Annotated in this window: 22 protein-coding genes; 5 read left to right on the plus strand and 17 right to left on the minus strand. The window is 51.7% G+C overall.

Annotated features, from left to right (window positions below):
- Positions 1–66 precede the first annotated feature (66 nt).
- On the plus strand, positions 67–1,008 hold the full coding sequence (locus HP566_RS02545) for a histone deacetylase family protein (protein ID WP_249975689.1): 942 nt from the start codon (positions 67–69) through the stop codon (positions 1,006–1,008).
- A gap of 84 nt (positions 1,009–1,092) precedes the next feature.
- Positions 1,093–1,725, plus strand: coding sequence for a helix-turn-helix domain-containing protein (locus tag HP566_RS02550; RefSeq protein ID WP_249975691.1), 633 nt, complete (start codon positions 1,093–1,095; stop codon positions 1,723–1,725).
- A 36-nt stretch (positions 1,726–1,761) separates the two neighbouring features.
- Here the strand turns inward: HP566_RS02550 and HP566_RS02555 are convergent, their stop codons facing one another.
- The 7 genes from HP566_RS02555 to HP566_RS02585 form a co-directional block, all read right to left on the minus strand.
- Positions 1,762–2,109 (minus strand): TusE/DsrC/DsvC family sulfur relay protein, encoded by a 348-nt coding sequence (locus HP566_RS02555; protein WP_249975692.1) that lies wholly within the window; start codon positions 2,107–2,109, stop codon positions 1,762–1,764.
- A 2-nt stretch (positions 2,110–2,111) separates the two neighbouring features.
- Positions 2,112–2,399 carry a sulfurtransferase complex subunit TusB gene (tusB, locus tag HP566_RS02560; RefSeq protein WP_249975693.1) on the minus strand — a complete coding sequence of 96 codons (288 nt, stop codon included), beginning with the start codon at positions 2,397–2,399 and terminating at the stop codon, positions 2,112–2,114.
- Between the two features lie 13 nt (positions 2,400–2,412).
- Complete coding sequence (locus tag HP566_RS02565; protein ID WP_249975694.1) at positions 2,413–2,778, minus strand: DsrE family protein; 366 nt, start codon at positions 2,776–2,778, stop codon at positions 2,413–2,415.
- Between the two features lie 10 nt (positions 2,779–2,788).
- Positions 2,789–3,178: a sulfurtransferase complex subunit TusD gene (gene tusD, locus HP566_RS02570; RefSeq protein ID WP_249975723.1), complete on the minus strand. Its 390-nt coding sequence runs from the start codon at positions 3,176–3,178 to the stop codon at positions 2,789–2,791.
- Positions 3,179–3,276: 98 nt separating this feature from the next.
- Complete coding sequence (locus HP566_RS02575; RefSeq protein ID WP_249975696.1) at positions 3,277–3,957, minus strand: Bax inhibitor-1/YccA family protein; 681 nt, start codon at positions 3,955–3,957, stop codon at positions 3,277–3,279.
- Between the two features lie 360 nt (positions 3,958–4,317).
- A complete protein-coding gene (locus HP566_RS02580; protein ID WP_249975697.1) occupies positions 4,318–4,485 on the minus strand; it encodes a hypothetical protein in 168 nt (55 codons plus the stop codon).
- A gap of 99 nt (positions 4,486–4,584) precedes the next feature.
- Positions 4,585–5,586 carry an aldo/keto reductase gene (locus HP566_RS02585; protein ID WP_249975698.1) on the minus strand — a complete coding sequence of 334 codons (1,002 nt, stop codon included), beginning with the start codon at positions 5,584–5,586 and terminating at the stop codon, positions 4,585–4,587.
- Positions 5,587–5,741: 155 nt separating this feature from the next.
- Between HP566_RS02585 and HP566_RS02590 the strand changes: the two genes are divergently transcribed.
- Complete coding sequence (locus tag HP566_RS02590) at positions 5,742–5,954, plus strand: hypothetical protein (RefSeq protein ID WP_249975699.1); 213 nt, start codon at positions 5,742–5,744, stop codon at positions 5,952–5,954.
- Positions 5,955–5,968: 14 nt separating this feature from the next.
- Here the strand turns inward: HP566_RS02590 and HP566_RS02595 are convergent, their stop codons facing one another.
- From HP566_RS02595 to HP566_RS02605, 3 genes are all read right to left on the minus strand, one after another.
- Entirely contained in the window at positions 5,969–7,234 is a 1,266-nt protein-coding gene (locus HP566_RS02595; RefSeq protein ID WP_249975700.1) for a hydroxymethylglutaryl-CoA reductase, degradative, read from the minus strand.
- A gap of 67 nt (positions 7,235–7,301) precedes the next feature.
- Complete coding sequence (locus HP566_RS02600) at positions 7,302–8,654, minus strand: tripartite tricarboxylate transporter permease (RefSeq protein WP_249975701.1); 1,353 nt, start codon at positions 8,652–8,654, stop codon at positions 7,302–7,304.
- A gap of 2 nt (positions 8,655–8,656) precedes the next feature.
- Entirely contained in the window at positions 8,657–8,890 is a 234-nt protein-coding gene (locus tag HP566_RS02605) for a hypothetical protein (protein ID WP_249975702.1), read from the minus strand.
- A 153-nt stretch (positions 8,891–9,043) separates the two neighbouring features.
- Between HP566_RS02605 and HP566_RS02610 the strand changes: the two genes are divergently transcribed.
- Together HP566_RS02610 and HP566_RS02615 are read left to right on the plus strand one after the other, a co-directional pair.
- Positions 9,044–10,408: a PLP-dependent aminotransferase family protein gene (locus HP566_RS02610; protein ID WP_249975704.1), complete on the plus strand. Its 1,365-nt coding sequence runs from the start codon at positions 9,044–9,046 to the stop codon at positions 10,406–10,408.
- A 130-nt stretch (positions 10,409–10,538) separates the two neighbouring features.
- Positions 10,539–11,441, plus strand: a complete 903-nt coding sequence (locus HP566_RS02615) for an extracellular catalytic domain type 1 short-chain-length polyhydroxyalkanoate depolymerase (RefSeq protein WP_249975705.1) — start codon at positions 10,539–10,541, stop codon at positions 11,439–11,441.
- Positions 11,442–11,721: 280 nt separating this feature from the next.
- Here HP566_RS02615 and HP566_RS02620 read toward each other — a convergent pair whose 3' ends face one another.
- From HP566_RS02620 to HP566_RS02650, 7 genes are all read right to left on the minus strand, one after another.
- Entirely contained in the window at positions 11,722–12,033 is a 312-nt protein-coding gene (locus HP566_RS02620) for an addiction module antidote protein (RefSeq protein WP_249975707.1), read from the minus strand.
- Positions 12,020–12,361: a type II toxin-antitoxin system RelE/ParE family toxin gene (locus HP566_RS02625; RefSeq protein ID WP_096650070.1), complete on the minus strand. Its 342-nt coding sequence runs from the start codon at positions 12,359–12,361 to the stop codon at positions 12,020–12,022. Before HP566_RS02625 ends, HP566_RS02620 begins: the two co-directional genes overlap by 14 nt.
- A gap of 514 nt (positions 12,362–12,875) precedes the next feature.
- Positions 12,876–13,073 (minus strand): helix-turn-helix transcriptional regulator, encoded by a 198-nt coding sequence (locus tag HP566_RS02630; RefSeq protein WP_249975708.1) that lies wholly within the window; start codon positions 13,071–13,073, stop codon positions 12,876–12,878.
- A gap of 131 nt (positions 13,074–13,204) precedes the next feature.
- Positions 13,205–13,408 (minus strand): hypothetical protein, encoded by a 204-nt coding sequence (locus HP566_RS02635; protein ID WP_249975710.1) that lies wholly within the window; start codon positions 13,406–13,408, stop codon positions 13,205–13,207.
- A 266-nt stretch (positions 13,409–13,674) separates the two neighbouring features.
- Complete coding sequence (locus HP566_RS02640) at positions 13,675–14,892, minus strand: hypothetical protein (protein WP_249975711.1); 1,218 nt, start codon at positions 14,890–14,892, stop codon at positions 13,675–13,677.
- 71 nt (positions 14,893–14,963) lie between these two features.
- Positions 14,964–16,214 (minus strand): hypothetical protein, encoded by a 1,251-nt coding sequence (locus HP566_RS02645; protein WP_249975713.1) that lies wholly within the window; start codon positions 16,212–16,214, stop codon positions 14,964–14,966.
- Between the two features lie 147 nt (positions 16,215–16,361).
- Positions 16,362–16,634 carry a hypothetical protein gene (locus tag HP566_RS02650; protein WP_249975714.1) on the minus strand — a complete coding sequence of 91 codons (273 nt, stop codon included), beginning with the start codon at positions 16,632–16,634 and terminating at the stop codon, positions 16,362–16,364.
- Between the last annotated feature and the right edge of the window lie 310 nt (positions 16,635–16,944).

Below are 16,944 nucleotides of genomic sequence, written 5' to 3' on the forward strand. Positions count from 1 at the left end.
TTATTGACACTGTCGCGCAAGCCCTCGTGGCGATTATGGTGGCTTCAACATGAATGGAGCGCTTGCATGATTACTGCCTACCTTACCCATCCAGACTGCTTATTGCACCATATGGGGCCAGAACATCCTGAGAGTCCCCTGCGGTTGGAGGCGATTCGTGCACGTTTATCTCTAACCGGACTACTTCAGCAAACGATGCAAGCCGATGCGAAAGAGGTCTGCGCAGAAGCTCTGGCCAGAGTACATCCGGTAAGGCACCTGCATGCATTGGAAAAATGCGTGCCGGAAGAAGGGATTATTACACTGGATAGCGACACCATGATGAATCCGGATAGCCTCAAGGCTGCCCGGGTGGCAGCCGGAGCGGTAGTACGTGGTGTCGACCAGGTGTTTAAGCGCCAGGCAGATAACGTTTTTTGTGCGGTACGCCCGCCGGGCCACCATGCTGAAGCCTCTGACGCCATGGGATTTTGCTTTTATAACAACATTGCTGTAGGCGCCGCTCATGCACGGGCCAAATATGGCGCGCAACGCATCGCCATTCTCGACTTCGATGTACACCAGTGCAATGGCACGATCGATATCTTTAAAAACGATCCAGATATCCTCATCTGTACCAGCTTCCAGTACCCGTTTTACCCCTGGCGCTATTTGCGCAGTGAATGGCAGAATGTGGTCAATACGCCCTTGGAGGTGGGTACCGACAGCGCTGAGTTTCGGCGCATAGTTGAACGTAAATGGTTACCTTCGCTGCATGCTTTTAAGCCGGATTTGGTAATGATCTCCGCTGGGTTTGATGCCCACAAGGATGACCCGATGGGTGATATCTGCCTTGAGGATGAGGATTTTTACTGGGTGACTCACCTTGCAATGGAAATCGCTGCTCTCTATGCAGAGAACCGTGTGGTTTCAGTGCTTGAAGGAGGCTACAACCCAACCTCTCTGGCAAGCAGTGCCGAAGCGCACATAAAAGCGTTGCTTGGTCTTCCGTTTACGGATACTCCCTGAAATGGCAACCACCATTTGCAGCTGTGATGCACTGGGTGTGTGATACCATGCGGTTTTATTGGCATCTTCCCTACGTGACTTTTTATGACCGCTACTTCTGAAGAGCATGCAGCACTGCGCATTGCGTCAGGGCGAAAGCCCTTTGTAGAGCCCTTGCGTCTTGGCGAGCGGCTCAAGCAAATTCGACTGGCCAACCAATGGACACTGGAAGATGTTAGCCAACGCACCGGCCTGGCTCGCTCTACACTCTCCAAGATTGAGAATGACCAGGTATCGCCTACCTTTAGCGTGGTGCAAAAGCTGATTACCGGGTTGAATATCGACCTACCCCAACTGTTCACACCGCCAAAACGCGAGCGCTATACCATGGGGCGCCGAGACCTGACGCGCAAAGGAAAAGGCCAACTTCACCCTACGCCTACCTATGAGCATGAGCTGCTTGGTCATCAGCTGGCACAAAAACGCATGATCCCTTTTAAAACCATCGTGCGTGCCCGTAGCTTCGACGAGTATCACCAGTGGGTGCGCCATGATGGCGAAGAGTTTCTGATGGTGTTGCATGGCGATATCATGCTCTATACCGAGTTTTATGCCCCATTAGTACTTGCGGAAGGAGATAGTATTTATTTTGATAGCGATATGGGCCACGCTCTGGTATCGACCAGCCCTGAAGATGCTATTGTGCTGTCAGTCTGTACACGGGGAGATGCCGTTTAGAAAAGCAGGTTGCTTCCTGTCTTAAAATAGTTGCAGCTATAAACAATTGGTAGGTTTTGGCAACCCTGCCAAGCGTGCAATGCGTTTAGCAGGACTACCAGGAAACAGCATCATCAAATACACCGAGCGCCCTTTTTCATTGCCAAGTGCCTGTTGGGTTGCTTTCACTAACGGGCGCATTGCCGGAGCCATCTCATAGCGCGCATAAAAATCCCGAACGACATTAATAATTTCCCAATGCTCAGGGGTTAACGTTACTCCTTCATCTTCAGCAAGCAAGCTGGCAACGGCTTCGTTCCATTGTGATTGATTAACTAGATAGCCTTCTGGGTCTAAGGCAATATTTTTCTCTGAATCAAGATAACGGTATAACTTCGTATTCATTGTCAGTACCATGTCACACTCTGTTTGTGTTGCTCAGTAAGTGATACAAACTTGCTAATATTTACCACCGGCAACGAACCAGACAGGATTTCAGCTTGAAAACCTCGCGACAATACATCCTCTTCCAAAAGATAAATACGTGAAGAATGCTGCTTCCAACCCTCCCAATCAGGATAAACGATTATCTGGACAGCCTCTTCAATCAAAAGGAGGACATCGTCCTTACCTAGTACCTGTAGCACCTGCTGGGCGGCATCGCTATGCGGTGCTTTATTGAGAATATGCAGCACTGAGCCTCCGTTTTTAAAACGTAAGAATATGCGTGTAGCGTTGAAATAAGTCAGGTAACGATTGGCTTGGCACTACTGCTATACCCGCCACCAGCTTATCAACGCTGATATTGAGGGCATCAAGCTCATTCAGAGGCACCATCAACTGTTCAATATCGTACATCGCCAACATATCTATCGTAGGTAAGGTTGACTTCTGGCCCGGCGCTCCCACTGCCTGATCTTTTAGTAACGCGAATACCCCTTGCCCCAAAAAAAGCAGGCTCACCTTTTGGCCAAAGGCAGCCGCCACCAGTGCGGCATCAAGACCTTCACGTAAACAGTGCGAACTATACGGCGCATGACGAATAACCACCAGACGCTCATTCTGCTCAACCATTGCCACTCCTCTACGCAAACGTAATAAAACGGTCACAACGCTGTTGCAGCTCCAGCAACTGACCGAGCCCGGTTAATTCAAAAGGCGCATCCAGGTTGAAGTGTTGCTGGCCGTGGCGCTGTGCTTCCGTCTCACTCATTATCCCCCGTCTGAGTGCTGCGGCAATACACACGTCAAGCGAGACACCATGGTCGCGACTCAGCGCCACCCAGGCGTCGTACATATTAAGTTCATCTTGAGGCGGCATCATCAACATGGAAGCATTGTGTACACCATCCTGATAGAAGAAAACACCAGCAATACGATGACCAGCCTCAAGTAACCCATAGGCAAAGCGCAGTGCAGAGTGCGGCGCAGCACTGCTGTAAGGCGCTCCCATAACTAACAGGCCATACTCCATCATCACCTCTTTTGTATATCGTCACCAAAAAAACAGACCCTACTAGGTAGGGTCTGTTGTGGAGATTAACAGCCAAAACATCGCATGCCAGATACGTATCAATCGTTGCTCATGATACCAAGAATAGACAGCAGGCTGATAAACAGATTATAGATCGATACATAGAGCGTGACGGTAGCGAGAATATAGTTGGTCTCGCCAGCACGGTGCACAATCTCACTGGTTTGATACAGAATGGCCGCAGATGCAAAGAGCACGAAGCCAGCTGATACCATCAGTGAAAGTGCAGGAATATTGAAAATCAGACCGGCAACCATTGCCAGAATGAGCACAATGGCGCCAGCCATCAGGAAATTGCCTAAGAAGCTAAAGTCCTTCTTAGTGGTAAGCGCTACTGCGGATAGACCTACGAAGGTCAGCCCCGTCATAGCTAGCGCGTTCATGATCAGTGCACCGCCATTGGGCAGCGTCAGGTAGGCAGAAATAATCGGGCCAAGGGTGAAGCCCATGAAGCCCGTAAAGGCAAAAGTGGCCAGCAGTCCAGTGGCAGAGTTAGCTGTTTTATGGACCAAGAACATGAGTCCATAGGCACCAATAAAGAACACAAATATGTTCATTTGCTGAATGCCCAGCGCGATAGAAGCGCCAGCGGTAACCGCAGAAAATAGCAGCGTCATGGCAAGTAAAGCGTAGGTGTTACGCAATACTTTATTCGCAGTTGTACCACTGACTGCGTTGCCCGTTTGCGGTCTTGCCGTATGTGAATCGTTAAAAGCCATCGTTCTGTGCTCCCTAATGATAATACTAACAACGGACAAGCATGCCGTTACCAAGTTCCAGACGCAAGTTTTTGTCTTCCACGCAACCGCAACCTCATAGATACCTCCTGGCGGATAGCGCCCATTCACACCCTACAATACCTGGTTGGAACACAACAATACGCTAAAAATCCTTCCCATCAGCAGGGTGCGGCTTTATTAACAGTACAACGGATGCCCCCAGGCATAAAACCCTTGGGTCCTGCATCTTTCAACGGGAACGGTGCCGGTGGAGAGAGATGAGATGGAATGGGTTTGAGAGATACAAGGAGTAATAAGGGGGTGGCGATAAAAGCTCACCGCCACCCATTGGGCATTTTTTCAACTCTGTTTCATGTCGTCTTCACCCTCTTTTTCTCTATGAGGCGTAACCATCGTGGTAGATACCTGACGAGCATCCTGGCTATTGTATAAACGTGCATCGACGACATTCAGTACCGCCAGCTGCACAAACAGTACTATGAAGCAGAGAATAAGGCCTTTTAGCATGGCGGCTTTTCCTAGATAAGAGCGACAACGTCAGGGGGAGTACGCGAATAGATTAGTCCAACGTTTATAGAAAGCAACGGGGAAATGTAAAAAAAGCATTCAGGCAAACTCTTCCGTATCAATATCCGCTTGCTGAGTCTCATTATAGCGTGCTCCTGCCACGTCCTCAGGCCTCATCATTCCTTTGAGTTCCTCCAAAGTGGCATCGTGAAGCTCAACCTGTTCAGCAAGAAGATTCTCACGCATATGGGCAACGGAGCGCGACCCTGGAATAGGCACAATCTGCTGACTTTGAGCCTTCACCCAGGCCAACGCCAATTGCGCCGGTGTAATCGCCAACATATTGGCTAGTGCGTTAAAGCGGTTCAGTAGCTCAAGATTATGTGTCAGGTTCTCTTTAGTGAAGCGTGGCATTCCAGCACGCATATCGCCTGCCGCAAAAACAGTATCAGACTGAACGGCACCAGAAAGAAAGCCACGCCCCAAAGGGCTAAACGCCACCAGCGCCGTATTCAGTTCGGCACATGCATCCAGCAGAGCTATCTCGGGGTTGCGTGTCCAGAGTGAGTATTCAGACTGCATAGCGGCAATTGGATACTCCGCATTACCGCGGCTTAATGTGGCTGCCGAGACTTCGGATAATCCAACTGCACGCAGTTTGCCCTCCTCAACCAGTTGGCCTAATGCCCCCACACTCTCCTCCACCGGTACGTTACGATCCAAACGGTGGAGGTAATAGATATCCAGGTGATCCGTTTGTAAACGCTTCAGGCTGGCTTCACATTGGCGACGCAGTGTCTGGGGCCGACCATCAATAACCCGCTTGCCACTCTCTGGGTCTATCGCCATGCCGCATTTACTCGCCAAAAGCAATTCATGGCGTTTCGCTTTCAATGCAATCCCTACAATGCGCTCGTTGGCGGTAGCGCCATAGAGCGTGGCGGTGTCAAAATGGCGGTACCCCATATCAAATGCTTCATCAAGTGCCCGAACAGCATCCACCTCAGGGAGATGATGCCCGTAACCATGGGAAAGATTCATACAACCAAGTCCAATCGTTGGTGATGCCACTTCATGGAGCCGATCAAAAAACGCTGACATGGTTAACCTCAAAGCCACTGGAAAAGGATGACTCAGCTTAACAAATTATCCTGGAGAGGTATTTTTCAGCAGGCACGTATTTTCAAATAGAGACTGCGTGTACTAGATAGCCTGTACTATCTTGTTAGAGCCGAACATAAACCAGGGAGTGGAATATGACGACCTTCGAAGCATATGGATCTCGCTTTATGAAAGCATTAACAGCCATTAGTTTAGCCACGCTCCTGATTGTGCTGAGTGGCTGCTCACCCTCCTCCGTGTCATCATCACGAACAGCAGATTGCCGCCAACTCGCTGAAGAAACTGGCGACACCCTGGCTTACGGAGACTGCATACGCGGTACAAGCGTTAACCGCTCAGGTTTTTAAACAAAGCTCAGCAGTTACGATGGCTGGCTACGCAAAGTAGCCAGTAACTGCTCTGCAATATCGAACCGCACCCTACCTCCCTCAACCAGCAGCGCAGCTACCTTATCTATTTCATCACTCTCAGCCCCCGCCATAAGTGCTATATTCTTGGCGTGCAGAGCCATGTGGCCCTTCTGAATACCTGTGGTGGCCAGTGCTTTCATGGCCGCGAAGTTTTGCGCTAAACCAACGGCAGCAATAATACGCGCCAGGCGATCAGCAGTTTGCACTCCCAAAATATTCAAGCACTGCCGCGCTGTGGGGTGTGAACGTGTAGCGCCACCCACCAACCCAACCGGCATTGGAATTTCCAGCGTACCTGTCAAATTCCCCTCCTCCCCCACTTCCCAGTGAGTCAGCGAACGGTAACGCCCAGAGCGTGAAGCATAAGCATGAGCCCCCGCTTCCACTGCCCGAGTATCATTTCCGGATGCCAGGACAACGGCACTTATCCCGTTCATAATGCCTTTATTGTGGGTAGCCGCACGATAAGGGTCGATATCGGCAAAGCGGTAAGCAGAAATCATCCCGTCACGTACTGCCTCTCCACCAATAGCTTCAAGCGTCCAGGTTGCCCGAGCCCTGGCCAAACGCCGGTCAGCCAGATTCGAAAGAATACGCAAGCGGCTCTTACCCCCGGTCCACTCAGCCAATAAGGGGGCTACTGCTTCCGCCATGGTATTAACCGCGTTGGCCCCCATGGCATCACGTACATCCACTAACAGGTGTACGATCAGCATATCTTCCAATACACGCACCTCCATGTCGCGAAAGCCACCGCCATGCTGTAGCAGTACCGGGTCCGTTGCGTCACAGACCTGCTTGATCCGCTCTACCTTAGATAGCAGCCTCAGCCGGGCAAACTCAGGATTCGGCACATCCACCAACTGAATCTGGGCAATCATTACCGGTTCCGATGTGTCCGTGTAAAAACCACCGGAGTCACGGCATTGTCTCGCGGCATTACACACAGCCGCGACCACCGATGATTCTTCAGTCGCCATCGGCACCAGTTGCTCTGCACCATCAATAATCAGGTTCGTGGCTACCCCAATAGGCAGATTGAAGGTGCCGATAACATTTTCGATCATGGCATCCGCAGATGCCGCTGGGATATTGCCAAAGTCATTAAAATGCCCACGCGCCTCATCCTCCAAACCTGCAATCTCAATCACCTTATCAAGTCTTTCATGTGGAAGAAGCTGGTAAAAACCCGGAATCCGCGACGTAGCATGTGTCATAGTCATCACCCTAAAATATTTAAATTACAATTGGTTAAGTAGTATCAAAACAATTGACTGATAGCGCTTATACCAGTAGCCCCATTAACCATGGCGCCGCATAGAGCGCCATAAACTGCACGCCGTAGTTAACACCCCAGCGATTCAATAAACCGGCGACTAATGCCAATACCATCACGCCCAGAATGCCCATGAGTCCGGCGTCCATATATGCCAGCAACATGACCAGTGAGAAGAACATGGCCAGGAAGGCTTCGTGGGGAACATGCTGGAAAACAAAAACGCATATCTTCCGGGCATAACGAACAGCAATAGGATAAGTAATCAGTAGCGCGATACCGGCTCCCAGCACACTGGCAATCGCAATTTCTGAGAAACTCATAAGGTGATGAGCATTCTGCTCAAGGGTTAATACCGGAGGTGCATTAAAAAATGCGTTACCAGGGCCGATCGCCATGGGGCTCATGGGAATGCCTAATGCGGCCAACGGAATGAGTATCCCCGCGATATATGAGGCATTGGTTACCGCATCCATGGAGGAGAGCGCCCGGCTTGCTTTATTCACCGTGCCCTTAACCCAGCTCGACATCACCTCACCCAGGAAAATGGTGATACCTACCGGACTCATGAAGAACGTTACCGAACCCAGCACGGAACTGGCCGCCGCAGATACTGTTTCCTGGCGAGTGAGAATACGAAAAGGATTAGGCAGTCTGCCCCGTTCATCATCGCCAAATATCTGAATACTCTTGGGTTCTGGTTCCACCATAGCTGCGCGTTCTTTATTAACGGTTAACTGCGCGAGGTTGAACATCATCGGGCCAATGGTGATACCCAAAAAGAAGGAGATAAAGACCACTTGGCCTTCTGGGATTACCCCCATCCCCCAATAGAGATGCCTCAAGCTTTGAACCAGCGCGGCAATAAGGATGATACTGATTAGGCTAATCACCTTCTCACGACTCATCAGTGCCAGGAAAACCGCCCCTCCAAAGAAAAGCTGGCTGGCATACTGCCCTAGCACACTAGCCAGTGGCGTTAGCAGAAACGCCAGAAGTAGACTGATGGGAACAGCTATCAACGTCCCAATAACCGAGCCGGATGCCATTTTGCGGATCGCCAGGGTGGCATGGCCCTCACGTTTTAAAATAAGCGCATGCTCCACCATAGGGGCCGACATAACCCCGCCGGGGATGCCTGCCACCGACACGGGTATCGAATCGGTAAGCTTCTTGGCCACAATAGCCGCCATAAAAAACGCCAACACCACAGACAGTGGAATACCAGCCACCACTAGCGCCAGAGTAACCGGAGCTAATACCGCTGTTTCATCGGTACCTGGTGCCACACCAATCGCGGTATACACAACTACCGCAACCACCGCTGCTATCAGCATCTGTAACAGTAAGACGGGTTCCATAATTACTGCTCCTTACCGAAGTCCAGTAGCCGTTTCGGTTTGAACAGCACAGCATTGATGAAGAACCCCACAATGGCACCACTTAAGCCAAGGATAAGGGGCAAAGGAGGTGTACCAGGCGCTAGTAGATAACCACCTAGCGTTAGTGGTGTTGAGATAATCAAAGCAAGCAGAAGATCACGGCCACTTACCGTGTCATCCCATACATTTAAATAACCCTTTGTATTTTTTGGCATGTGCAGCTCCATAGGATTGTTATTGGTTTTGGGCAGAGCCATGATCAATAATATTGCATGACACTCATAGGTACAGTTCTGTCAATTGTATGAGGTACTGTACCTGCCACTACATTGGTACAGTTTTCCTTTTCACTCTCTTTGGGCGCGAAAATGTCAAAATCCCGGCAGGTAGCAGAAAGTATACAAAGTGCTATTGAAGAGGGTCGCTTAGCGCCTGGCACCAAGCTTGCCTCTATCCGCGAAGCAGCGTTGCAACACGGGGTGTCGAAAAACACCATTGTTGATGCCTATGACCAACTGGTGGCACTAGGACGGTTAAAGGCCCGTCACGGCGCAGGCTTTTTTGTTGTAAAGCCCCCTTCCCTTGAAACAGCAGAAAAAACCGTCGACTTGAGAGAAGCCATAGACAGTGTTTCCCTGCTCAGAGAGCAGCTGGAGGGTAAGTTTAAGGTTCGTGCCGGTGATGGCCGTGCTCCGGCAAGCTGGATGGGGGGAGAAGCATTATCGCGGCAAATCAAGCGCCTTAACGCCACAGGGGAGGACGATATTGAGTATGGCGCTCCGCAGGGCTATCCGCCCTTGCGCGAAACCATTGCCATGGTGCTTGCTGGCCGCTCAATCCACACGTCACACGACCAGATCCTGCTAACATTTGGTGCCAACCACGCTTTCGACCTGCTGATCCGGCATTTTGTTGCACCGGGGGATCGCGTCCTGGTCGAAACACCGGGTTACTATCCTCTTTTCGGTAAATTACGCCTCGCCCAGGCTAAGCTGGTAGGGGTTTCCCGTCACCGTGAAGGGTTGGATATTGACGACCTGGAGCGCAAGATTAAGCACTATCGCCCTCGCCTCTTTTTCCTCCAGCCAAACGCACATAACCCCACCGGTACCACATTGTCGCTTTATCAAATGCATCGCCTGCTCTCCTTAGCGGAGCGCTATGGGCTGGTGCTGATTGAAGATGATGCCTTTGGGGATCTTCTTCCCCGTGGCAACGCCCACCTTGCCGCTCTTGATGGCCTTAACCGGGTTATCTATGTGGGTACTTTCTCGAAAACACTCTCAACGGGACTCCGCTCGGGGTATCTGGCAGGTAGCAACGCACTGGTAAGTGCACTGACTGATATCAAAATGCTCACAGTGGTGAACACCTCTACCTTTAATGAACGGCTCATACATGACATGATCAGCCGAGGGCGTTACCGCCGACACCTGGTTCAACTACGGGAACGGATTACCAAAGCGAGTGCCAGTGCCACTATCGCGCTAAAAGAGGCAGGGGTTAAGCATATCGAAGGCCCTAATGGCGGCTATTACCTCTGGGCACAGCTACCTAATACAGTCAATACACTGAAATTAGCCCGCAAGGCATCTGATGAGGGCATTTTTATCGCCCCAGGCTCAATATTTTCACTAAGGCCGGATGGACCCGACGCCTCTGCGATGCGCATTCACATCGCCTATGCCAACGATTACCGTTTTCTGAGCTTTTTAGCGCGTCACTTAAAATAGCGTCGCATAAGTCTGGGGGAATACAACGTTGACTGCCTAACTGATAGATGAAAGCAGCTCAAATTTTGAATGTACTGATTGTCGCTGCAGACAGCATTATGCGCCATACTAAACTAGCTAAGGAGGCCATATGCAAAAACCTTCAGATAGCCGTGATCGTCTTACTGTCCTGAAAAGGTTTGGTGCTGATCCTGGGGCGCTGCACGCGGACACCTATATTCCAAAGAACTTCCCAAAGCATGGTCCGCTTGTTGTTGTGCTTCACGGCAGCACCCAGTCGGCTGAAAGCTACGATCGTGGATCAGGCTGGTCTGCTCTCGCCGACGAATGCGGGATAGCGCTCCTGTTTCCAGAGCAGCGACAAACCAACAACCCCATCGGCAGTTTCAACTGGTTCAAATTTGGCGACAGCCGCCGCGGTAGAGGCGAGCCGCTCTCTATTCGTCATATGATCAATCAGGTCGTTGATGACCACGTCATCGACCCGTCGCGCGTCTTCATTACGGGCCTATCTTCAGGTGGCGCCATGGCATCTGTGATGCTGGCGACCTATCCGGAGGTATTCGCAGGAGGCGCAATCATCGCCGGGTTGCCCTATCGCAGCGCAAACACCCTGATGCAGGCAATTTTCCGTATGAAGGGATATGGTGGCCCATCGGACCGCAAACTCGACGCGCTTGTTCGCGGAGCCTCGAAATTCAACGGTCCCTGGCCGACGATCTCAGTATGGCATGGTGGCCGCGACTCGACTGTCGACAAGTCCAACGCCGATTCCATCGTCCGGCAGTGGCAGAAGATCCACAAGGTCGAAGGACCGCCTACGCGGGTGGAAATGGTTGACGGTTATCCCCGACAGGTCTGGTGCAACGCGGACGGTCGGGAGGTGATTGAGGAGTACATCATCGGAGGAATGGCCCACGGTACTCCAATCAGGGCTGATGGAGCTGGGGGACTCGGGGCAGAAGGCAAATATATGCTGGAAGTCGGTATTTCCTCTACCCGCCACATCGCAAACTTTTGGGGCCTTACGTAGTAGAGAAACTATCACTTGCTAATATAACGACTAAAGTGAAGCGCTCTCGGTAAACATCTCTACGGTGGTGATGCAGGACAAGAAACGGAGAATCTGGAAATGAAAAAAGCCCCGTAAAAACGAGGCTTTAGTATCAAGATGGCGGAGGACAGTCCGCTGATGGCTATTTAAATACAACAACTTATATTGTTAATTTATTTCTACCCAACATCCCACCCAACATAAATACAGGTGCTTGTGTGCGCTGCGATGCGACACTATGCAAGGCTTTTTGGTGGTATCAGCTTGCTGGCGCTTGATGGGTAAGATCGTGGAAGTTAACGCCTGTGGCTTTAATCACCGCAGTCATAGTTCGAAGTGTTGGGTTGCCCTTCGGGGATAAGGCGCGGTAAAGGCTTTCGCGTGATACTTTGGCACGTTCTGCTACCAGCGCCATTCCGCCTTGAGCTTCAACGACATGACGCAGCGCCATTAGGAAAGCTGACTCCCCCTCATCTTCGTCCAGCTCATCAAACGCTGTTCGCAGGTAGTCCAGAGCCATACCGGGGTCAGTGCGCAGCATTTCAATAACGGCTTCATCATGACTTTTCATGACGTGTTCTCCTTTTGTGGTCGGCCAAAAACGCTTTTGCCTGTTCAATGTCAGACTGCTGGCGCTGTTTGGTACCACCTATTAACAACATTACCAAACGCGCCCCAACCTTGGCGTAGTAAACGCGGTAGCCAGGGCCATAGGTAATGCGTAGTTCCCATACCCCATCACCTACCGTCTTGGTGTCGCCAGCATTACCCGCTGCCAGCCTGTTAAGGCGTGTTAGTACCCGCATAGCGGCTTGACGGTCTTTAGCCTTAGTAGCATCCAGCCAGGCTTGAAAAGGGTCATAGCCATCAGCGGTAAGGTAGTGGGTAAGTTCGGTCATATTTCCATTGTAGCTTAAAAGCTACAAATTAAAAGAGATAGCGTGACTTTAAGAGATTGAAAAACTCAAACGACAATGGCCCTTTTTACCAACAAATCCTTAGTAGCTGATTTTTCAATTTCGCGGGTGTGAGAATTTCATTGGAGGAACGGTGTCCGCTCAAGTGAACGCTGGAGGGATTGGAATAGCCCCTACCCCCTCACGTTACCAGCGCAATATTGGGAAAAAAGTTTCGTTATTTCTCGCGCATAAAAAACAGCCTGGGGGTGCGGTGTCCGCTTATAGGTGCCCTAGAGATTCTACCCCCCTCCCCCCTATAGGCCCATGGCGCGGGCGTTTCAGCCTATGGCAGTCATCGGTAAAGTAATTATCTGGGCAGGCTTAGAGCACCTAACAGGCGGGAATATAGCAACATAAGCACGCAAAAGGCCCGCACTTCGCGGGCCTTTCAGGGTATCGATTAGAGGTTTTATGCGTCATCTACCGCCTGCGGTATCAAGATGGTTGATAGTAGTCACAGGGAAGCCTCCTCAGATTCGGCATAGGTCTTACGGATCCATGCCTCTACCACTTCAGAAGACCAACGGACACCACCCATAGGCATCTTTCGACCACGTGGGAAGTCACCATCACGAATCATCGCGTAAACTTTGCTTTCGCTGTAAGCAATCCGGGCGGCAACCTCCCGCATTCTTAGAAGATGAAGTGTCATAGTGCGGTCTCCTTGCTCTCTAAGCGGGCGAGGCGTATAGCCGCCTCTATCACCGCTGGGGTAATCGGCTCGACACGATAGAGCATTAACACACCCACCAAGATGGCGGGTGTTCCAGTCGGCGCTACACGTTAATTGGTGCGGTGTACTGCTGGCTTGGGGCTGTCTTTCAGGTTACTAAGATCCCACTGACAGTAACGCACCCAATCCAGCAACCCCTCTATCATGGGCAGTTCATCATCTACCGCGGTGGGGTCGGCTAGATATTCGAGCAGTTGCTCTTCGGCCTTGTCGAGGAATTCTAAGGTAAGCTCTAGGTGTCCAGTGACAACCATCGGGGGCTGGCCTTCATACTCAACGACTACAGTAAAATCCCCCCCCCACGACTCCATAAAGCATTATGAGTGACCCGTATCCCCTTCAAAGCGCGTTCTGACGCAATTAAGGCCCGACGGGCCATAAGGTGATTTGTTCGGTATCCGTGCTCATCTGCGCATAAAGCCAAGCGCGTATCGAGGCATTCAGCACAGCCAGCCAGGCGCGCTATATAGCTCATGGTTAATCTTTTTGCGGCGACCTCTGGCCTTAATTGCGAATCCATTTAAACCCCCAGTTGCCTTCTCAATATGCCGTTATTAGCAAAGTCTTGCCCTACCTCATTTAAAGCCTGTCGCACAGCATCCCCAACAGCGCGCTTGGTGGCGGCTGGATCAGATGCCCCTCGGGCATCCACGTTAATCACAAGGCCATCACCTCCAGCACCACTACCACCACTATCGCCTGGGCGATTCATCTGACTCTCTACCCGCGCCAGCGTGGCATCTAGCTTCGCGCTAGTTGACGCAGTAGTCACCTTCTCTCCCTTCTCAAGCAACCATGTGCCTGTCTCGGGTACGTAATCCATACCATCGTGGGCCATGCCTGTTAGACCTGTACCCTGGATCGTGGAAACTATGCCAGCAGTGGCAGCGGCAACGCTGGCCATGGCGGGTATGTTGGCTGGGAAGGGTATCGCCGCGGCGCTCGCAATGCCTTTCTGAATGGCAATGATCGAAGACGCAATAGCAAAGGCTTTTTCAGCAGCAAACATGGCTTGATAGATCCCGCTTTGCTCACCGGCAAACTGCTTAGTAATGTCGGCCATATCGCCGAACATGCTTTCAGCGCCAGCCATTTGGGCCATTATGCGAGCCTGCTCAATCCGAGACAGTTCGTTTTCATGCTCTTCTTTAAGGGCACTCTCCTGATCATCCCACTGAGCCGTCAAGTCAGCTCGCTCTTTGCGGAATTCTTCGAGCATCTCGAGCTGAGTGTCATACCACTCCTGAAGCTTTTCCTCAGACTCGTCTATCTTATCCAGCTCACCAAAGGGGCCACCGATCGTGGCATCTAGCCCGCCATAACCAGGGGCTTCAACAAAGGCAGCTTCTGCGATTTTGGCTGCGGCTTCTGCGTATTCATCACTGGCGACGTTTACAGCATCCAGAACGGCCAACCGGTCATACATCTGGTCTGTTAACTGCTCCTCAGTGGTACGCAGCTCGAGCAATAAGCTTTGGTAATTACTGGCAGACTGTTCGCTGGCCTCGTACGCTGCAACAGCATTAAGCGCCCCCCGTGCCGCTTGCATCTGGGCGTCAGTCGCTCCCTCTTGCGCCAGCTTATAAAGAACCAGCTCATCCTCAGCCATACCCAATGTAGCCGCTTGAAGCTGGAGCGCGGCTACCTGCTTATCAATATCTGCCGCCGCTTTAGCGGCACTACTGCCATCAGTAGAAGGGGGATCACTAGGCGTCCGGCGATTGCCAAGCTCTGCCATGACTTGGTCTATTTTCTGCAGCTCATCGGCGAATGCCTCAGCCCGGGCCTGCTGTTCTGCCAGCTCAGCATTCAGACCACCCCACCAGTAGCGCCGTTTAGCTGTGCGGTCGCTGCTCCGGGCCGCCCCTGGTACTGTATGTTTTGGCTGCGCTGCTGGCTCTCTAATTTGCCTATCTCTCCTGCGAGTCGTGTTGCTTCCATGCGGGCATCAATCAGGCCGGCCACCAGTGGTACCTTTTTGTTTTCAAGCTGGGCCTGGGTCAGGCCTTCAATGCTTCCAGTGAGTTCGCTCACCTCCTTCTTAGCATCCTCAAGCGCACCGGACGTAAGCCCCAGCTCATCTCTAAAGGCAAACATAACGCCCGCTGCCCCAATCGCAATAACAGCCAGCCCTAGAGGGTTGGCCCGCACAGCAGTATTAAAGGCCCACGTGCCAATAGTGGCCACGTTAACGGCAGTGCTATACACCACATAAGCCGCTGCAGATGCGGCGGCACCTGCAGCCACGCCTCCAATCAACTGAAGTTGCAGATCGTAATCACCAGCATGGAAAGCGCGGGTTACCGAGTTGATTGAATCTGCCATATCATTCAAGGCGGGCGATAGCTTAATGGCGACCGCGTTACCCATGGCTTCGGTAGATAGGCCAATGCGGGCAATAGCGTCGTTAGCTTCCTCGATAGCAGCGGCATCCATCATGGAAACCGAAAGGCCATAATCCTCAATATCCTGTCGGGCGGATCGAATAGCATCGCCACCTTTAAGAAACAGCTCTGTTGCGCCACGCTGTTCAAATCCGAGCTGTTGCAAATGCCGTGCGGCCTCCTGTGAGGACACGCCAGAATCACGCAGGCGATCCGCTATATACGCTAGCTTTTCGTCAACATCCATCCCTTCCATTTCGCGAAGGTTAAGGTTGAGCCGCTCCACAGTCTTCAACGCAGGCCCGCCGCTCATTTCCACGGCACCCAGGCGGCGGTTCATACGGTTAAGCGATGCCTCCATGCCATCAATACCACTATCGGAAGCCGCCATATTCACGGCACGAAGCCCGTCAATAGTGCCTTCTAGCGATCGCGCCAGCTTAGCGTTGGCGTCAATGGTATCCATGTTCGACTTGGCGTAAGCATATATGCCCCCGGCAGCAGCTAGAGCGCCCGCCGCAAGCGCCGCTATACCAGCGCCCGCCTTCTTAGCGTCTGCCTCCATCTTGCGCATATTGCGTTCTGTATCACGCTGCGCCTTTTCCATCGGCCCTAGAAAGTTGCCGGTTTGCAGCACCATATCAAGCGTTAAGCGGCCAAGCGATCGGGTAGACATAGGGCCTCCAGTAAGCAGGAGAAGGCCCAAGCGGGGCGTTCTCTTATGGCAAAAACTGTCTAAAAATACAGTCTAACACTACCCATAAGACGTACCTACACAGCAGTAAAAACAACTATACGGCAGCACGGGTGATTGGAAGCAGCGTCACAGTCTCCGCTTCCAGCGCTCCAGGTAACCAGGTGTACAACCTGGGTCAATATCGGTTAGCGCTTCATCAGCTAGTTGGTCAAGGCGGTGCTGTATCCGCTTCACACCTGCACCATCACCACGGGCAAAGGCCCATGCTAAGCGGCGCTCCAGGCGTTTGCGCTCACTGTCTAGGCGTTCGTCCCGGTACTGCTCAGCATCGCGGTAGGTGTGCTTAAAGGAGTTATCGTTAATCTTGCGGGCATCAGTCGCAAAGTTGCGGCGGCGCATGAGATTCCCCGGTGGTTAGCGGTATCGTTTAACTGAATGAATATACAGCCTCATCACTCGGGCGTAAAAAAGCCCAGCAGGTGCCAGGCTTGATAGGTAAAGGAGTTTTAACAGAACCTCTTTAAGAGGGCCTGTTGGGTCTGTTCAGATCAGCACTAAAAGGGCCAGATCCTCACCTTACAGTGCGACGTCACCCCATCTTCAGTAGCAGCCGGGTTTAGAGTCAGAAGTAACTTTATCGTGTTTTACCACCAGTTGCTCGGCATAGGCTGAAGGTGTCAGCCCACCAAGACTCTTCTTCGGTCTTTCT

Source organism: Vreelandella olivaria (assembly GCF_023507745.1).
In the GTDB taxonomy this organism is placed as follows: Bacteria; Pseudomonadota; Gammaproteobacteria; order Pseudomonadales; family Halomonadaceae; genus Vreelandella; species Vreelandella olivaria_A.